Annotated in this window: 16 protein-coding genes and 1 pseudogene; 14 read left to right on the forward strand and 3 right to left on the reverse strand. The window is 43.6% G+C overall.

What is annotated here, in order from left to right; translation table 11 throughout:
- The 9 genes and pseudogenes from BP97_RS40755 to BP97_RS0125035 form a co-directional block, all read left to right on the forward strand.
- Positions 1–604, forward strand: a pseudogene (locus tag BP97_RS40755) (hypothetical protein); the annotation flags it as partial.
- Between the two features lie 522 nt (positions 605–1126).
- Positions 1127–1234 (forward strand): SDR family oxidoreductase, encoded by a 108-nt coding sequence (locus BP97_RS39825; protein WP_231506402.1) that lies wholly within the window; start codon positions 1127–1129, stop codon positions 1232–1234.
- A 141-nt stretch (positions 1235–1375) separates the two neighbouring features.
- Positions 1376–2365 (forward strand): LacI family DNA-binding transcriptional regulator, encoded by a 990-nt coding sequence (locus BP97_RS0125005; protein WP_028551580.1) that lies wholly within the window; start codon positions 1376–1378, stop codon positions 2363–2365.
- A complete protein-coding gene (rbsK, locus tag BP97_RS0125010) occupies positions 2358–3236 on the forward strand; it encodes a ribokinase (protein WP_028551581.1) in 879 nt (292 codons plus the stop codon). Before BP97_RS0125005 ends, rbsK begins: the two co-directional genes overlap by 8 nt.
- Positions 3237–3638, forward strand: coding sequence for a D-ribose pyranase (gene rbsD, locus BP97_RS0125015; protein WP_028551582.1), 402 nt, complete (start codon positions 3237–3239; stop codon positions 3636–3638).
- Between the two features lie 12 nt (positions 3639–3650).
- Positions 3651–5132, forward strand: a complete 1482-nt coding sequence (locus tag BP97_RS0125020) for a sugar ABC transporter ATP-binding protein (protein ID WP_028551583.1) — start codon at positions 3651–3653, stop codon at positions 5130–5132.
- 1 nt (position 5133) lies between these two features.
- A complete protein-coding gene (gene rbsC, locus BP97_RS0125025; RefSeq protein ID WP_028551584.1) occupies positions 5134–6102 on the forward strand; it encodes a ribose ABC transporter permease RbsC in 969 nt (322 codons plus the stop codon).
- Between the two features lie 13 nt (positions 6103–6115).
- The gene (gene rbsB, locus BP97_RS0125030) at positions 6116–7033 is read left to right on the forward strand and encodes a ribose ABC transporter substrate-binding protein RbsB (RefSeq protein WP_028551585.1); all 918 of its coding nucleotides are present in this window, start codon (positions 6116–6118) and stop codon (positions 7031–7033) included.
- 287 nt (positions 7034–7320) lie between these two features.
- Complete coding sequence (locus BP97_RS0125035) at positions 7321–8133, forward strand: DUF2262 domain-containing protein (RefSeq protein ID WP_028551586.1); 813 nt, start codon at positions 7321–7323, stop codon at positions 8131–8133.
- Positions 8134–8387: 254 nt separating this feature from the next.
- Here BP97_RS0125035 and BP97_RS0125040 read toward each other — a convergent pair whose 3' ends face one another.
- From BP97_RS0125040 to BP97_RS0125050, 3 genes are read right to left on the reverse strand one after another with little or no spacing between them, the layout of a single operon-like run.
- Positions 8388–9755 carry a sugar phosphate nucleotidyltransferase gene (locus tag BP97_RS0125040; protein ID WP_081824354.1) on the reverse strand — a complete coding sequence of 456 codons (1368 nt, stop codon included), beginning with the start codon at positions 9753–9755 and terminating at the stop codon, positions 8388–8390.
- A 12-nt stretch (positions 9756–9767) separates the two neighbouring features.
- A complete protein-coding gene (locus tag BP97_RS0125045) occupies positions 9768–10880 on the reverse strand; it encodes a glycosyltransferase family 4 protein (protein ID WP_028551588.1) in 1113 nt (370 codons plus the stop codon).
- Positions 10877–11695, reverse strand: a complete 819-nt coding sequence (locus BP97_RS0125050) for a DUF6492 family protein (RefSeq protein ID WP_028551589.1) — start codon at positions 11693–11695, stop codon at positions 10877–10879. The genes BP97_RS0125045 and BP97_RS0125050 overlap by 4 nt, the downstream gene beginning before the upstream one ends.
- 398 nt (positions 11696–12093) lie before the next feature.
- Here BP97_RS0125050 and BP97_RS0125055 point away from each other — a divergent pair, with 398 nt between their 5' ends.
- The 5 genes from BP97_RS0125055 to BP97_RS0125075 all read left to right on the forward strand — a co-directional run bounded on the left by BP97_RS0125055 (position 12094) and on the right by BP97_RS0125075 (position 18883).
- On the forward strand, positions 12094–13704 hold the full coding sequence (locus BP97_RS0125055; RefSeq protein WP_028551590.1) for an extracellular solute-binding protein: 1611 nt from the start codon (positions 12094–12096) through the stop codon (positions 13702–13704).
- A gap of 100 nt (positions 13705–13804) precedes the next feature.
- The gene (locus BP97_RS0125060) at positions 13805–14761 is read left to right on the forward strand and encodes an ABC transporter permease (RefSeq protein WP_028551591.1); all 957 of its coding nucleotides are present in this window, start codon (positions 13805–13807) and stop codon (positions 14759–14761) included.
- An 18-nt stretch (positions 14762–14779) separates the two neighbouring features.
- Positions 14780–15658, forward strand: a complete 879-nt coding sequence (locus tag BP97_RS0125065) for a carbohydrate ABC transporter permease (RefSeq protein ID WP_028551592.1) — start codon at positions 14780–14782, stop codon at positions 15656–15658.
- Positions 15659–15729: 71 nt separating this feature from the next.
- On the forward strand, positions 15730–18039 hold the full coding sequence (locus BP97_RS37345; RefSeq protein WP_051620952.1) for a helix-turn-helix domain-containing protein: 2310 nt from the start codon (positions 15730–15732) through the stop codon (positions 18037–18039).
- Positions 18040–18283: 244 nt separating this feature from the next.
- Positions 18284–18883, forward strand: coding sequence for a histidine phosphatase family protein (locus BP97_RS0125075; RefSeq protein WP_028551593.1), 600 nt, complete (start codon positions 18284–18286; stop codon positions 18881–18883).
- Positions 18884–18903: the final 20 nt, after the last annotated feature.

An 18903-nucleotide genomic window follows, 5' to 3' on the forward strand; every position in this document is an offset into this window, starting at 1 on the left:
TGGAGCAACAGGCGGAACTGGAGCAACCGGAGGTACAGGGGCTACTGGAGCAACTGGCAGTGGAGGATTAATTCCATTTTCAACGGGTATCATTCTTAGTGGTGCTACAGTAGTTTCAGCTGCTCCAATTTTAATGGGTTTTGGTAATCACACGGTTGAAGTTATTGACGGTGCTGGAGAATCAACTAGTCCACCTGAAGCAGGTGGTTTTGCTTTCCCCATTCCCTTTGCAGGTACCGTTCAAAATTTACAAATTAGTGTAGATCTATTGGTTGCTTCTGTGGTTTCAATAAATACTGTTGGTCTTCAATATGATTTTACAGTATTCCGCGCACCGTCAGTTCCTAATAGTGGGATTGATCATATTTCTTCTGCTTATGTGACAACGCCTCTAACTAGTTCGGTTAGATTCGGAGCTCCAAATACGGTCATTACAGCTGGTACTTTCCGTACCGCAACGAATAGTAATATTGCGATATCACTAACAGTTGCTGCCGGTGATCGTATAGGTATTCGTGTAAGGACGCAAGCATCGACTAATGCCTCAGCAGCTGATGTCACACAACTCTCGTTCAGCGCCAGTCTATCTTATACTCCTGCTTAATAAGCCTCCTTAGCTATATCAGCCAACATGCTTTAAGTGAGAAAATCCATCTTGATCTGAGCAACATTCAGACCGGTTTTAATATTCCATATTAATATTTGGATAGAGTATATCATCAGACACAAATGAATCTAAAGCTGGTTGTGAATTATGCAACCGGCTTTAGATTCTGCAATGTGTTTTCGTTTTTAAGTTTTTCGAGATTAATCCTTTACATAAAACACTTCAGTAGAGACGACCATAAGTTCTACAATCTGCTTCGCCATATATTCTGGTGAATCCCGGAAATCTTCTTAAATCCAAGGATAATCAAGCTGCGATTCCTTGGGTTCTATAAATGTATAGCCACTTTGAACTAAGCTCCGTTTTATTAATGAGCACATATTCGTACTCCGTAATAAATAATTGTTCAATAGCTTTAGCCATTCGATATCTAAAATCGACATGGATATGATTGCTTAATAACAATTTATATAGAGCTTCATGCTCCTTGAAATATAAGAACAACGTAATATCTTCCGTTTGCAACCACAAGAAATCGCTCAGGCAAGCCTCTGGCTGGCTTCGGTTGCGTCTTCTTATGTAACAGGAACGACCATCCATGCTGAAGCAGGTTATACTTCACGCTAATACTCAAATAAAAGATAGAACCGGAGAAGCGCTCTCCCGTCTTGTTGATTTACAATTTTCGATAAGATTCGACTTGCCATATGAGAAGCATTGTGTTATTTTATATGTGTAACCGGTTCCACATTAAGGAGAGAAGATGATATGGCAACCATTAAAGATGTGGCAAAGCATGCTGGTGTTTCGGTAGCGACTGTTTCACGGGTGCTCAATGAGATAGGGTATGTACATGAAGATACCCGCAAGAAGGTTGAAGCTGCTATCGGTGAGCTGCAATATACTCCCAATGAGGTCGCAAGATCTTTATACAAACGAAAATCAAGGCTTATCGGCTTGCTTCTTCCAGATATCACCAACCCATTCTTTCCCGAGCTTGCTCGTGGGGTGGAAGATGAAATGCATGAGAATGATTTTCGAATTATTATAGGCAATAGTGACGAGAATATAAAGAAGGAAAAAGAATATATCCAAACGTTTGTTCAGAACAACGTGGTTGGCGCTATCGCCTCGACCAATCATCCGGATACGGATACATACCGGAAGCTCAATATTCCGGTTGTGTTTCTAGACAGGACGGCGGATAACCGCCCATCTGTATACTCGGATGGACGAGAGGGCGGAAGAATAGCAGCTCATGAGATGGTTGCCCGTGGCAGCCGAGAGATAACGATTATACAAGGTCCTAAGCATGTCCGTCCTGCACAGGATCGTTATCAGGGCGCAGCTGACATATTGAGTGATCAGGGAATTTTATTTAACGTTGTCCAAACCTCGTCTTACTCATTTACAGAGGCAGGCACATGGGCTAAAGAACTGTTTGAGCAGTATCCTAATACAGACGGGGTTATCGCCAGTAATGATATTGTGGCGACAGCGGTTCTGCATGAAGCGCTCCGGTTAGGCAAAAAGGTTCCAGATGACGTGCAAATCATAGGTTTTGATGATATTCTGCTCAGCAGCCTGCTGACACCGTCACTTACGACGATACGTCAGCCTGCATACGATATGGGAAGAGCGGCGGCAAGCTTACTCATTCAATTAATCGAAAATCAAAATATAGATCATAAAACCATACAGATGCCCGTTACGTTCACGGAGCGGGATACGACTAGAAAGGTGGAGCAGCATGGCTAAAATTATTGTGGTAGGAAGCTCATCAATCGATCTTGTTGTGACATCATCGAAGCGTCCGGGAGCCGGTGAAACGGTTCTCGGCGAAAGCTTCAAAACGGTCCCAGGCGGTAAAGGTGCTAATCAGGCGGTTGCCGCAGCACGCCTAGGTGCTGATGTTACAATGATTGGGCGAGTGGGGGATGATCATTTCGGTGAAGAAATTTTAAATAATTTTAAACTCAACCGTGTTAATATCGACTATGTGGAACCGGTTACACATATGGAGAGTGGAACAGCGCATATCATACTAGCTGAAGGCGATAATAGTATTGTTGTCATTAAAGCTGCAAATAATGAGGTAACACCTAATTATATCGATCGGTCTATGGATGCTTTCAGAGGAGCGGATATGGCGATGATTCAACAGGAGATTCCGGTGGAAACCGTAAATCATGTTAGCAAGGTCTGCAAAAAACTTGGAATTCCATTGCTCTTGAATCCCGCACCTGCTCGTCCATTAGACAAAGAGGTCATCGGGAATGCTGCTTATATAACGCCAAATGAGCATGAAGCGAAAATTCTATTTGCAGACTTAACCGTTTCTGAAGCGTTGCGCCAATATCCGAACAAATTGTTTATTACCGAAGGCAGCAGAGGTGTACGCTACTTTGACGGTGAAAAGGAAGTTCTCGTTCCTTCTTATAAGGTTGAAACGGTAGATACCACAGGTGCGGGGGATACATTTAATGCCGCTTTTGCTGTTGCATTGGCCGAAGGAAAACCGATTTTCGATAGTGTACGTTTTGCCAACCGTGCTGCTTCCTTATCCGTGACGAAGTTCGGGGCGCAAGGCGGTATGCCGAATCGTCAAGAAGTGGAGGCGCAAATGTAAATGAAGAAGCTAGGAATTTTGAACAGTCACATATCCAAAGTTCTGGCCGACCTAGGCCATACCGATACGATTGTGGTAGCAGATATCGGCCTCCCTATACCGGAGGGAGTAATGAAAATTGATCTGGCGCTAACTCATGGCTCGCCCAGTTTTGAAGAAACTGTCAATGCGATTGCATTGGACATGGAAATTGAAAAGGTTGTTATTGCAGAAGAGATGAAACCGAACAATCAAGTAGCATTTGATTATATAGAACATAAATTCGATGGGGTGGCTATCAAGCTTTGTCCTCACGAAGAGTTCAAGCAGCTGACCCAAAAGGCTAAAGCCGTGATTCGTACAGGTGAAGCCCAACCGTTTGCAAACATCATTTTGCAAGCAGGCGTCTATTTTGGTAAATAAGGAGGAGCCTTTATGCAGATTCGAATGAATGGAATCCACAAAGCCTTTGGCAGCAACCAAGTATTGTCCGGTGTTGACTTTGACCTGCACGAAGGAGAGGTTCACGCCCTGATGGGCGAGAATGGTGCGGGCAAGTCCACATTAATGAACATTCTTACTGGGATGCATGCTAGGGATGAAGGGACGATCCTCATCGACGGTAAGGAAACATATTTTGCAAATCCTAAAGAAGCAGAGCGTCAAGGTATCGCTTTTATCCATCAGGAGCTCAATGTATGGCCTGATATGACGGTGCTGGAGAACTTGTTTATCGGTCGGGAGATTTCGTCCCCTTGGGGGCTTCTTAGAGGAAACGAAATGAAGGCGCTCGCAAAGGAACAGTTCAGAAAGCTCTCTGTCGACATTCCGTTGAATATAGAAGCAGGCCAATGCTCGGTAGGTCAGCAGCAGATGATTGAAATTGCTAAGGCGCTGCTAACGGATACCAAAGTAATTATCATGGACGAACCGACGTCAGCACTTACGGAGAGAGAGATCCAGAAGCTGTTCGAAGTCATAGAGTCCCTGAAAAAAGAGGGCGTATCCATCGTATATATTTCGCATCGGATGGAAGAAATATTCGCCATTTGCGATCGGATCACCGTCATGCGGGATGGGCGGACCGTGGATACGAAGGAAATTCCGAATACCAGTTTTGACGAGGTCGTCAGGAAAATGGTAGGTAGAGAGCTGACAGAACGCTATCCGGCGAGAAATCCGAACCCGGGTGAAGTCGTTCTTGAGGTAAAGAATGCATCGCGAAAGGGATTATTTCAAGATGTTAGCTTCCAGGTTCGTGAGGGTGAAATCGTTGGTTTTTCAGGACTTATGGGATCGGGACGCACGGAGATTATGAGAGCCTTATTCGGTTTGGATCATCTGGACAGCGGTGATGTTCACTTATTCGGCAAGAAAGCCGTAATCAGAAAACCGGTTGACGCGGTTAAACTGGGGATCGGCTTCATCACGGAGGACAGAAAAGATGAAGGACTGGTTCTGGACTTCTCCGTACGAGACAATATGGTACTACCTAGTCTTAGCAGTTTTACTTCCAATGGCTTGATCTCATCTCAAAAAGAAAAGACCTTTGTGGACGCTCTGATCAAACGTCTACAAATCAAAACCCATTCATCCGAAACGGCAGCAGGTAATCTGTCAGGTGGTAATCAGCAGAAGGTCGTTATTGCTAAGTGGATAGGTATTGGTCCCAAGCTTCTGATTTTGGATGAACCCACCCGTGGAGTCGACGTCGGTGCCAAGCGCGAAATATACCAGCTAATGAATGAACTCACAGGCCATGGCGTTGCCATTATCATGGTCTCCTCTGAACTGCCGGAAGTGCTTGGCATGAGTGACCGCATCGTTGTGGTTCATGAAGGCCATATAACAGGAGAACTGAGTAAAGAAGAAGCAACGCAGGAAAAAATAATGACGCTGGCTACAGGGGGACAGTAACATGACAACTATGAATGACTCAAAAACATCCAATGGCTTTCAGCTATCTCAAATTACACAAAAATTAGGTCCGTTGCTAGGCCTAGTTATTCTTATCATTATTGTATCGGTTCTGAATCCGAGCTTTTTGGAACCACTTAATATTCTGAATCTGCTGCGGCAGGTTTCCATTAATGCCTTGATTGCTTTTGGTATGACCTTTGTTATTTTAACAGGTGGCATCGACTTGTCCGTCGGTTCTATATTGGCCCTATCTAGTGCATTTGTCGCTAATATGATGGTAGCCGGCTTTGATCCAATTCTGGCCATCATTATTGGCTGCTTACTTGGTGGCGTAATGGGAATGGTTAACGGCTTCATGATTACCAAAGGGAAGATGGCGCCGTTTATTGCAACTTTGGCAACGATGACGATTTTTAGAGGCTTGACACTCGTTTACACCAACGGTAATCCGATTACTGGACTGGGAGACAGCTTAACGTTCCAGTTGTTCGGCCGCGGCTATTTACTCGGTATTCCGGTACCTGCGATTACGATGATCATTACCTTTGCTATTCTGTGGGTGATTTTGCACAAAGCTTCCTTTGGACGTAAAACTTATGCTATAGGCGGCAACGAAAAAGCATCCATCGTTTCCGGTATTAAAGTGTCCCGTGTGAAAATCATGATTTACTCTCTGGCAGGCATGCTGTCCGCATTGGCAGGTGCGATCCTGACATCTCGTCTGAATTCGGCACAGCCAACTGCTGGTACATCCTATGAACTAGACGCGATTGCAGCGGTTGTCCTTGGTGGTACAAGTCTTTCTGGTGGCCGTGGTCGTATCGTAGGTACATTGATCGGTGCTCTGATAATCGGTACCTTGAACAATGGACTCAACTTGCTCGGCGTATCTTCCTTCTACCAAATGGTTGTGAAAGGTATTGTCATTCTAATCGCCGTACTCATTGACCGGAAGAAATCCGCATAAGGGAGAAATAGATATGAAAAAGCTAACGATTGTAATGGCCGTACTGTTGCTCATCTTAACTACAGGTTGTTCCCTGGAACCGCCAAGCTGGGCTAAGCCTCAAACAGGCGGGGATTTAAAAAATATCAAAATTGGCTTGTCCATCTCAACCCTTAACAATCCATTTTTCGTTTCATTAAAAGATGGCGTGGTTGCAGAAGCTAAAAAGCATAACATCGAAACGATTGTTGTTGACGCACAAAACGATTCGGCGAAACAAAGCAACGACGTGGACGATTTAATGCAAAAAGGCGTAAACGCATTGCTCATTAATCCTACTGATTCAGCGGCGATCTCTACCGTTGTGCAATCGGCGAACAATCTGGGTATCCCAGTCATAACACTTGACCGTTCCTCGGATAAAGGAGATGTTAAAGCGCTGGTCGCTTCGGACAACGTAAAAGGCGGCAAAATGGCGGCAGAATATATCGAAAAACTGCTTGGAAAAGGTGCGAAGGTGATTGAGCTTGAGGGCGTTGCTGGTGCATCAGCTACTCGTGAACGGGGTAAAGGCTTCCATGAACTTGCAGACACTGACTTGAAAGTAATAGCTAAGCAAACCGCGGATTTTGACCGTACTAAAGGTCTGAACGTGATGGAAAACCTGCTTCAGGCGAACCCTGATGTACAAGCCGTGTTTGCCCACAATGACGAAATGGCGCTTGGTGCTATCGAAGCGATTCAAAGCTCAGGTAAATCCATTCCAGTCATTGGCTTCGATGGTAATGAAGATGCACTGAAGTCCATCACTGCAGGCAAACTCACTGCAACTGTAGCGCAGCAGCCGGAATTGATCGGACAAATGTCCGTTCAAGCAGCATTGGATGTCTTGCAGGGCAAGACCGTAGAAAAAACGATTCCTGCTCCACTGAAGCTGGTAACGAAGGAATAGAATAGATGGAGCAAGCTCCAACATAGAATATAAAAGTGTACCCCTTAGAAGCAATTGGAATAAACCTATGTTTGGTTTATCCGATGAAGTTTCTGGGGGGTGCTTTTGCATATTTAAGGTGATTGGTTTGAGGTATCCGTATGTATTTGCGAGAAAGATTAAAAACATAGAGAGAAGGGTATTTACTTGAGAACTTTAATTCTTTTAATGAATTGTCGATATGATAAATAGAGGAATGCCTTTTTCTGATGAGTATTTATTCTGTAGAACGCAAATGGAGGAATACAATGAGCATATCAAATGAAATAAGTAGATTTGAAGAAAGATTTTCAGATAATATTATTGAAGTAGCAGCAGTCACGGGGGCTTCAGGTATTGGAGCAGGAAGAGCAGGCGGAAACATTATGTGGAATGCATCAATCAATTTGATTGCATGGAATGATTTATCTACTAATGAGCCAGTCAAAAAAGAAGAGTTGCGACTTGAATGGTTAGTTGATGACGAAGAATGGCAAAAAACAAAGCATATCATGGAAAAGAATACCATTGTAAGATTGCAAGTGCGTAGATCAGAAAAATCCATGATGCTTGTTAAGATTATGCAAACAGGATATAGAGATAATGATCTGGAAATCATATTGCAGGAATCGATGAAACCCATATTTTTTCATGATGAGGTATTGGGTGAGTTTGAACTTGATAAGCGTGTCAAATCTTTTGAAAAGAAAATTTCGTGGGCTGGGGAAGAAGGGAATTTGTATTTTGACTGGGACGAAGATAAGCATATAATGATGTCTGCTTTAGAAACAGCCAATATACTTTTCAAAGACCAGGATAAGTGGAACATGAAAATTAGAGTTTATGCTGCAGGAGAATTGGTTGAGTTAGCAAATGAATGGCTACAAGATAATGAAGAGGCAGAAATAGATGAGATTACAAAAGAAATGTTTATTGACTTGATGAAATTAGACAGCATCAGTGTATATCCAGATGGCGAATTTGAGATATTCTTTTGGGATGGAGATATGTTTTGGGGACATTCTATCATTGTAAATGGAAATATTAATGGGGATTTAACATCGGCTGAGATTGCAGGATAATAATCAATTAGAGTTATTTTATGGAATTACAGAATGGTTTACAACTAGACTGGAAACGAAAGTGTTTGGGGGTTGCAAAGCCATTTAGGCTTTGTGGGCCTCCTTTTTCAATTACCAGCATTTACAATAAATTATATAATGGGTGGCGTGACGCACAAGTAAAACGATATTAACACAAAAGCACACCCTGTACGTGAGTGATTGGGGGGCGCTTTTGTGTCAAATTAATCTGCCATGGCATATGTGGGATTTTCCTACCAGTTGTTAGCAAAATAAGTGATATCCTCTTTATCGAGTTCATTTCCTAACAGCACTTCCATCAACTCTAGATTAGTACTAGCCTTGATTCCATGTTTAACACCAGCTGGAATTTGCAAAACATCACCAGCCAGAAGCATGTACAGCTTATCATCCATCAGAATCTCGGCATTTCCAGATAGAATAGTCACGACTTCTTGCCGATTAAAATGTAGATGATAGCTCGTATTGGTTCCTTTTGTCATTTGCACTTTCTTTATCATGGTTTCGTTCCCTTGTTCATCTTTCCAATAATCCAAGACCCGATATGACCCCCAGCTTTTCTCTCCGTACATCGGCATCCGAGGCACTTGGGCAAGGCTTTCCTTGATAAGATTGGCTTTTTCTTTTTTAGCGATTAATATGCCGTCAGTGCTTGCCGCTACAATGATATCGGGGACGCAAATAACTTCAATAGGGTAGGGAAGTTCGTTGACGAGATGGGTATTGACAGAATCGTCCGATATTCGACCTGATCCAATGACTTTATCCTCAAATTGATCGATTAGCGCCGGCCAACTACCCAGATCGTTCCATAAACCTTCATATCCTAAGACAACAACAGATTGCGTATGCTCGGCGACTTCGCGGTCGAAGCTAGTTTCTGCAAGTTGTTTATAGCTGGTTAGCCAAGCCTCAACCTGGGTAGGATGCCCCTTGTCCTTCAAATACTGCAGCATGAACTTCAGAGGGAAAGCAAATACACCGCAGTTCCAAAAAGCTTGTTGATCCATTAACCGACTTGCCATTTGTTTATCAGGTTTTTCAACAAACTGACGAACGAAAGCATAGTCCTCATTTTCCTGAGGCAGAATCGGAACAATATAGCCAAATTGATTTGAAGGATGATCAGGTTGGGTTCCTAGAAGAGCAAGATCTGCCTTAGAACGCAAGAGAACATCTGGAAAGCGGCATAGCATCTGGAAAAACAAGGGATCCGCATAAGTGTCAACCGGGAGGATAACAACGGTTTCGTTTGAGTCTACTTGTAGCTTTTCGTGAAGATAAGTGGCAGCTAGAGCAACTGCGGTGAAAGTCCCTCTTTTGAAGGGTTCTTCAATAATCGGAATGTGTTCACCAACATGGTTGCGTGTAATCTCCACTTGGCTGTGATGCGTGACAATACATGTATGGGGGAGGAGACCCACCTCATCCAATTGCCTGCATATTCGTTGTATCATCGATTCTCGGGTCCCATCACCGGATTGCAAAAGCTTTAGAAACACCTTAGAGCGAACCTCATTGGATAGAGGCCAAAGCCTTTTTCCTGATCCACCGCACAATAGAATAATACGCAAGTCTAATGCTCCTTCCTTGGGGAGCAACCCCCTTCATCTTTATTTGTTGGAATGTACAGCATGTTCAATGGCTTGCTTCATGAGTACACCTGACCGTTGCCACGAGAAATGAAGCATATCCTGTCGGCCTTGGCGTCCTTTACGTTTACACAGCTCAGGGTTCTCATACGCTTTCCTCATCATTTTTCTCAAGCTATACAGATTGGGCTCTGCCCATTGTTGTCCCTTTTGCGCAAACAGACTGCTGAACTTACGAGAGATAGAATGCTTACTATACATGCTAACCGACGGGTTCTGTAAACGGTAAGGGAGTAAAAACGAGTTATTGTGAGTCAGGAAATCCATTTGTCCGCCCCAACCTGTAGCGATGACCGGTACCCCGCTTGCTAAAGATTCTAAAAAAGGCAAGCCGACACCCTCGCCACGAGTAGGGAGGACGAAGGCATTTCCAAGCGTATATAAGCCTTTCAATTGGTTCTCATTGAGACGACGGCCGATGATGACAACTGGAGCTGTACTCTTGTTAATGCCCAGTCTTTTTTTGTACTGCGATATTTTGTTCTGAATCCATTTCTCATTCTCATAAGCCGCATATCCATTTGTTTTAATCACTAGAATGACGTTATCTTTAGAAGAAAATTCTTCCCAGTATGCTCTTAACAAGCCTTCTGGATTTTTGCGGTGTTGAAAACCAAATACAGACACAAAAGTAAACTTCCCTGCTGCACGTGGCAGAGACAACTTCTTATTATTCGGATGAAATGCTTTGGTATCTACCCCATGAGGTACAATGAAAATCGGGACTTTTACGCCGCTGTGCCTCAATGCTGTTTTATTATGCTGAGAGGGGACACAAATGGCATCAAATTTGTTCATAGAGGAGAGCCAGGCGGCTGGAGTCTTACTTGTTTCCCACACGGTATTTAAAATAATTGGATTGTATAAACTACGTTTTTTCTTCCACGGAAAGTGACTCGGTAAATAGTGATAAATGAGGACCTTCCTCGAAGCTGAGTTTGTACCAGGGATTGGAGTACGTACTCTGACGGGGACACCTTGCTTTACGAGTGCGCGCACATAAGCTCTGCTTGCACGTCCGAGCCCACTTGTTTTGTGAACAGGTCCCTCCCAGACAACATAATAGGGCTTCATTTGGGAACCACCTTGACCGATTTACGATAACCTTTGCGTTTATGGAGGGAAATGGATCTATATTTCTTCGCCAGTGAAGTCAACTTTGATTGGGAAATTTGATTAAGACTCCAGTTAAAGCTCCTGTTCATTGCAGGTTTCAAGATCAACTTATCAGGTGTAGTTGAATGAATGAAATTCCCATAGGTTTCGAATTCAGAAAAAGCAAATCGTTTAGATTTGTTCATGCTTCTCATAATAGCGGAGTACCAGCTTCTGTTATGCTTGGACTCAATCACTTGTTTCAGCTGTTTTACTTTGGACCTCTCGAACAGCATATAGTGAGTAACGAAGGACAAGCGGGACTTTCGGCTTTTTCCCATCAGTTTTTTATACGTTTTAAAATACTCATTCTGACTCCACTTGCGGCAATAAAACACGGTCTTGCCACCCACCTTAAAGACATGCGGACGAATGAGCATCGTATCGGCATCAATAACTAAATAGTGCTTAGAGGCAGACAAAGTATCACCGCTCAGCTTCAGCAGCTGCTGGTAAAGCCAGCCGGAGAGATCCCACGTTTTGGATTGATAATTGATGTTTTTCTTCGTTATGGGGAGGACCGTGTCTTCGTGAACGAACCTGCACCGCTTTTTCCTACATAGCTCAAGAATTCTTGGTTTCCTCGGAGCTACAATAATGATCTCATTTATAGGATGCTTAACATATTTTCTCACGGAATCAATAACAAGGGGGAGGGTCCCCAAATCCTTCTCAATCGCAGGAATTAGCACATCAATCGGGGTTGTGCTGTAAGACTTCGCTTTTATAGACATTCGCTCATCTCCGTTTATTCGTTGTATGAGATAGCATATGTTGGGAGAATGAAATGGAATGGGTTTAAGGGATTGGAATATAAACAAAACTAAGAGTTCAGTGAAGATGTTTTGCTGATTTGGGGATTTATCTAGCTATTATCCGATATCTTAATTTTAGATAACCGATCTTAAAAATGGATTACAGCGAATATTAACCTCGGTTTATCTTAATAAAACCTAATTATTTCCATTTTGCAAAAGCTCTGTAAAATAAAGGGATAGCGGAATCGACCAGCGTTCCTAATACTCAGCGTCCTTAACCTTCAAAAGAAAAAGATTTTTGCGTAGACTTCGCTGGTTGCTGGAATTGGCCATTTCGCTGTCGTGCAGTCCCATTTAAAGGAGGTAAAAGGGGTATGAACAATGTCAGGCGGAAAAGATGGTTAGCTGTAGGGACTACGGCAATGCTGTCCCTCTCCATCGCAGGGTGTAATTCAAATACGGGGGTACAACCGCAATCTCCAGATAAGCAGAAAGCTGGAGAACCTCCGAAATTGCAATCGCTTACTTATTGGGTGGGCTTGGCGAGCAATGTCGCAGCAACGTTAAAAAGCTTTGGGGATATGACGGTTTATCAGGAATTACAGAAACGAACCGGTGTGAACGTTGCATTTCAGCATCCTCCGGTAGGACAAGAAAAAGACCAATTCAATCTGATGATTACGGGCGGCAAATTGCCGGATGTCATTGAATATGGTTGGACGGGTTATCCCGGAGGTCCAGAGAAAGCGATCAAGGACGGAAAAATTATTAAGCTGAACGATATTATTGCCAATCATGCACCGAATTTGAAGAAAATATTGGATGCCAACCCGGATTGGAAAAAGCAAATCGTAACTGACGAAGGCAGTATTTACGGCTTTCCGTTCCTGCGCGGCGATGATTATTTGCTGGTCAGCAACGGGATTGCTCTTCGCAAAGACTGGCTGGATAAGCTTAACCTGAAAATGCCGGAAACTCTTAACGATTGGCATACCGTGCTGACAGCAGCCAAAAATAGCGACTTTAACGGAAATGGTAAACCGGATGAAATTCCGCTCCTTATTGCCAAAGGCGATATGGGAGGAGCGATTCCGTTTCTGGGCACGTTCGGTGTCAATTATGATTTTTACCAAATCAACGGAAAAGTAAGCTTCGGGCCAACCCAGCCGGAGTACAAGCAATTTCTGACTCTGATGAACCAATGGTACAAGGAAGGGTTGTTAGATCCGGATTTCGCCGTTACGGACAGCAAGTTAAAGGATGCTAAGGTGACGGGAAATCAGCTATTTGCTACAGTGATGAGCACAGGTTCGGGCATCGGCAATTATACGTCGCTAGTAAATAATAAAATTCCAGGCTTCAAACTTGTTGCCGCTCCGTTTCCAGTGATCAACAAGGGAGATAAAAAGCTATGGAGCGCGAAGTCATATAACTATTCAGGGGGGATAGCCGCAGCGATTTCTACATCGAATGCCAACCCTGAAGCAACGGCTAAATGGCTCGATTATGCCTACAGTGATGAAGGTAAGATGCTGTTTAATTTCGGGGTGGAGGGTGTGTCCTATAAGATGGAGAAAGGAAATCCAATCTATATGGACAACATTATGAATCCGAAGGATACGTCGATGGCGTATGCGATGGCCCGCCATGTTCGCGCCAACTTCAACGGTCCTTTCGTACAAGACAAGCGATATATGGAGCAATATGCTGCCCTGCCTGAGCAGAAAGAATCGATTATGATTTGGTCGGAGCCGACCAACGAAAGGAAGCTCCCTCAAGTTACACCGACTTCGAGTGAGAGCAGCAAGTTCGCTTCGATCATGAACGATGTTAACACGTACAAAGACGAGATGTTCAACAAATTTATTATGGGGGCAGAGCCTCTGGATAACTTCGATAAGTACGCCAAGACGATTGAAAGTATGGGAATCCAAGAAGCCATAAAAATTCAACAAGCCGCTTTGGAAAGATATAACAAAAGATAACAATTAATAAAGATAGTCAGGGGACTCCACATTTCAGGGAGATGATCCGTTCATCTCCCTGTTCACTTCAACTCGAAGGAGGGAACACCATTTGGATACGATCAAAACCACCGCAAGGAACAGGGTTAAACCGGCCCGTTCCACGCAGAGCCTATGGGTAACGATTGGCCGAGATTTAAGGCGCAACAAGCTTTTATATTTGATGGTTTTGCCGGTCATTGCTTACTATGTAATCTTCGATTATGGTCCGATGTATGGATTGCAAATTGCATTTAAAGATTACAGTCCCGGTACCGGCATCTGGGGCAGCCCATGGGTCGGATTGGATCATTTCGTCCAATTTTTCGATAGTTATTATTTTTGGAGAATCATTCGCAATACCTTGTTAATCAATGTTTACGAACTTATTTTCGGCTTCCCTGCACCGATCATCCTCGCTTTGTTATTGAATGAATTGCGTCGGCAGGCGTTCAAGAGGATTGTCCAAACGATCACCTATTTGCCTCATTTTATATCTATAGTCGTCGTTGTTGGGATGCTCGTCGATTTTTTGGCCAGAGACGGAGTCGTGAACCAATTGTTATTGTCATTGGGCATCAATTCCAAGTCTTATTTGTCCGAGCCAGAGTGGTTTCGTTTTATTTATGTTTCCTCCGGTATTTGGCAGCAAGTCGGATGGGGGTCCATTATCTATTTGGCTGCGCTGTCGGGTATCGATCCTACACTATATGAAGCTGCCAGAGTCGATGGGGCGGGCCGCTGGAAACAAATGCTCCACATTACCATTCCGGGGATTATGCCCACGGTCATTATTTTGCTTATATTGAAAATGGGATCGATGATGTCTGTCGGCAGCGAGAAAATTTTGCTTATGTATAATCCGCTGACCTACGATACGGCTGACGTCATATCTACCTTCGTATACCGCAAAGGGATTTTAGAGGCCAGCTACAGCTACACAACAGCCGTAGGTTTATTTAACGCCGTGATTGCGTTCTCCCTTCTAATTATTTCCAACAATATAAGCAAGCGGGTAAGCGAGACCAAATTATGGTGATAGGGGAGGAGAAGCTGTATGGACAAACCTACGTTTGGCGAAAAAACGTTTAACGTTTTGAACGTCTCTGTAATGATCGTTCTTTGTTTCGTAACGTTGTATCCATTTTTGTACGTAGCCTTATCATCCTTAAGCGATCCTGGCTTGCTTGCACAGCATCGCGGCTTGTTATGGAAGCCGTATGGTTTCAGTCTGAACGCTTACAAATCCGTTTTTGCCAATCCAAATATTTTAAGTGGTTACGGCAATACACTATTTTATGTGATCGTAGGAACCATCCTTAATCTGATTATGACTTCACTCGGGGCATACTTTCTTTCTCGGAGAAATGTATTTTTTAAGAATGCGGTCATGTTTATGATTGTCATCACGATGTTTTTTCAGGGAGGGCTTATCCCTACTTATCTTCTTGTCAGCAATCTGGGGCTAGTGGATACGGTATGGGCGATGATAATCCCTGGAGCCATTAATACATGGAATTTGATCATTATGCGGACTTCGTTTCAATCCGTGCCAATCAGTTTGGAAGAATCGGCGAAAATGGATGGAGCGAGCGAGTGGACTGTCATGTGGCGGATCATTATTCCTTTGTCTATCCCGGTCATGGCTGTTATGGTCCTGTTTTACGCCGTAGGTCATTGGAATGCATGGTTCAATGCCATGATCTATTTGCGTGATCGCAACTTGTACCCGCTGCAGCTCATCCTGCGGGAGATACTCATTACGAATAGCACGGACAGCATGACGACGAATGCCTCCGGTGTAGATAAAATGCCGATCGGTGAAACAATCAAATTTGCAACGATTATGGTCGCTACGCTTCCAATCCTTGTACTGTATCCTTTCCTGCAAAAATATTTTGTTAAGGGGGTCATGATCGGGGCGCTGAAAGAATAAAGAAGTAAAGCAGGAAAATGACAGAATTTTTAGAATATAAATAAGTAAGACAATTTGAAGAGGTGGTTCTGGTGCGAATCAATAGCATTCTTAGTGGTAGCGCTTTCATTACTCTCTTATTGTCTTACTTGGCCGTGTTCCTGCTTCCTCTCGCTCTAGGAACGATTCTGTACACGAAGACTAGTAATATTATGGTGGATAATGCGAATCGAGCGAACCTTGCGATGCTGGAACAGCTTCGTCAAGTAATGGACATCAAGCTCAAGGATGTAGAGCAGATGTCTCAGCAAATCGCTTTAAATTCCCGCCTGCAGTGGTTGATAAATAACGCGGACACCGCTGAAATATCGGATGCGTACAAATATGTAGAGTTTGTGTCGGAACACATGTCGCGCTATCAAAATACAAGCAATTTCATTTATGACTACTACGTCTATCTTGGGGCGAACGATACGGTTTTGTTGCCTACAGCCAAGACAACGGCAGATACGTTATACCATCGTTTGTATCGTCCGCTCGACTTAAGCTTCAACACATGGCGCAGCGGGCTATTAGACAGTCCTCACTATCAGGATTATATTCCGTATACATATGAGACGCCAAATGGCAAGCTGGATACCATTACCTTCGTTCAGACGCTGCCGATGGGCGAACTAAGCGCGATTCGCGGAGCGTTAGTCATTATGCTTGATATGAATAAAGTTCGCAGTATGCTGACCCAAATCGAATCCGCCTACCAAAGCTCCGTCTTCATTCTTGATCGTCAGGACCGCCTTATTGTCGGGAAAGAGGACCAGTCGCTTCTCTGGAACCAGATCCGGGGTGAAGTGAAGAACGGAGCGCCATACGAATATAAGGATCAAGATGGCGATAAAATGCTTTTGCATACCGTATCTGAGCGAAACGGGTGGAACTACATTCTGATCATGCCCAAGGAAGTCTATCTTGAAAAGGTCCATACGCTGAAAAATTGGATGGTGACCCTTCTACTGATCTGCTTGGCAGGAGGGGCAGCGGCAATCGGCTTCTGGCTGCACCGAAATTATACCCCTCTACGGGATGTTGTGCGCGTCCTGCAGAAGGAGAGACCGGGACGAACGGCACAGTTGGCCAACGAATACGAATTTATCCGGGAAACGATCCGGATGACAATACATGAAGAGCGGGAGCTCCGGCATATTTTGTCACGCCAGACTCCAGTCATTCAGGCAAGCTTTCTCTCACGCTTCATACGAGGGCATGTGGACGTTTCCCGAATGACCGATGAGTCGCTACGGTTTATGGATATTCGATTGATCTCCGAATATTTTGCAGTTATCTTGATTGATATTGCTGATTTCAGCCGTTTCAGCACCGATCAATCGGAACGGCAATGGGCGCTCATTCGATTTATAATTTCCAATATCAGCAATGATTTGATTCGTGAACGAGCATGGGGGTATTCGGTAGAGCTGGATCAGAACCGGCTCGCGCTGTTGGTGAACTTTTACAAGGAAGGGATGGCCGACGTATCTGAGGAGCTGGACGTTATCGCGGATCATCTCATGCAGGTTATCGAGAAGAAGTTCAAGACGTATATTACGATCGCAATCGGAGACATGCACGAAGGTATGGAAGGGGTCGGCGAATCCTACTTCGAAGCCCTAAGCGCTCTAGATTATAAAATGTATAGAGGCCATAGTGCGATCATTCGTTACAGGGAAATTGCAGCAGCAGACCGGCATTACTATTACCCGATAGAAACAGAGATCCAATTGATCAATTTCACCAAAAGCGGAGATGCGGAAAATGTTGACAAGTTAATCAATAACCTGTTTCATGCACATTTCAGCTCACGGCGGATAACACCTGAATTAGGACGAAGCCTGTTCAATAACATGGTTAGTACACTATGGAAAATGATTAACCCTATGGACCCATACTACTGTGAAGTATACGGCGAAGGGTTCGAGCCTCTAAAAGAGCTATCCGCCTGTTCGACGGTCGAGGAGATGAAGGTCAAAATTCGAGAGTGGTTCCTCGCCCTATGCCACTATTTGAACGTTAGCCGCAGCCGCAATAGCCGGCAGCTTTCAGAAAAGATTGCTCAATACATAGAACAGCACTACGGCGATGAAATGCTCAGCCTGACAATGATTGCCGAGCATTTTCAATTAACACCGCAGTATTTGTCAGCGCTCTTTAAGAAACAGACGGGAACGAACCTGAATGATTACTTAACGAGAGTCCGTATTGATGAAGCTAAGAAGCTGATGAAGGATAAGAAGATGACCTTCACACAAATTGCGAACAAAGTTGGTTACGCGAGTGATATCGGGTTTATTCGTGTGTTTAAAAAGTACGAAGGAACGACTCCGGGTAAATACCGCGAATCGTTATAATCCACAGGTCAGAGTGTTACCGTTAAGTTGATTATATATATTTATTGGAATGAAGAAGTCTGAGAAATCAGGCTTTTATTTTTTTATGTTGGAACATTAATATCAAGGATGCAAATGGCTTTTGTGTAAAAAATGGGATATCAAATAACTGGAAAATGTTATAAAATCGAATTAGATAATCATCTAATTATATTATGTCATTTTTTATCATATCAGTATCATTTAAAATAAAGGAGTTGGTGCAATGAGCACAGATTTTTACCTTGTTAGACATGCTAAAAAGGAAAAAGGGATAGGGGATGTCGCCCTATCTCTTGAGGGCATGTTGGAGGCAAAGATGACTGCAAGCCACTTTCGTAAAATGCCGATAAAGAAAATCATCAGTAGTCCACTTAGAAGGGCCCAACAAACAGCTCAGGTTATTGCAGAAACAACAATGAATACAATTTTTGAGGATATACGGTTACGGGAACGTGCTAATTGGGGAGACTTGCCTGAGCAAACATTTGAGGAGTTTGTTGAGATGTGGGAACGGTGCACGAAGGAAAGAGACTTTTCCCCACCGATAGGAGACTCAGCAAGGAAGGCAGGTGATCGGTTGTCTACGTGCTTATTAGAACTATCAGTTGAACATCCAGAGGATAGTATGATTATTGTTACCCACGGTGGTCTGATAACAGATTTCCTGGTAAATGTATTTTCCGAGGAGGAATTGAGTCTGAGACACCCTAATTTTATTACAGAACAAAGCAATCTGGTCGCGGAGTGCTCAATAACCAAGGTAAGTTGTAAGAATGGGATTTATAGATTAGTTGACTTTGCTAATGGCGCTCATTTACTATAATGAGCATGCCTGAGCAGATA

Source organism: Paenibacillus sp. UNC451MF (assembly GCF_000686845.1).
In the GTDB taxonomy this organism is placed as follows: domain Bacteria; phylum Bacillota; class Bacilli; order Paenibacillales; family NBRC-103111; genus Paenibacillus_S.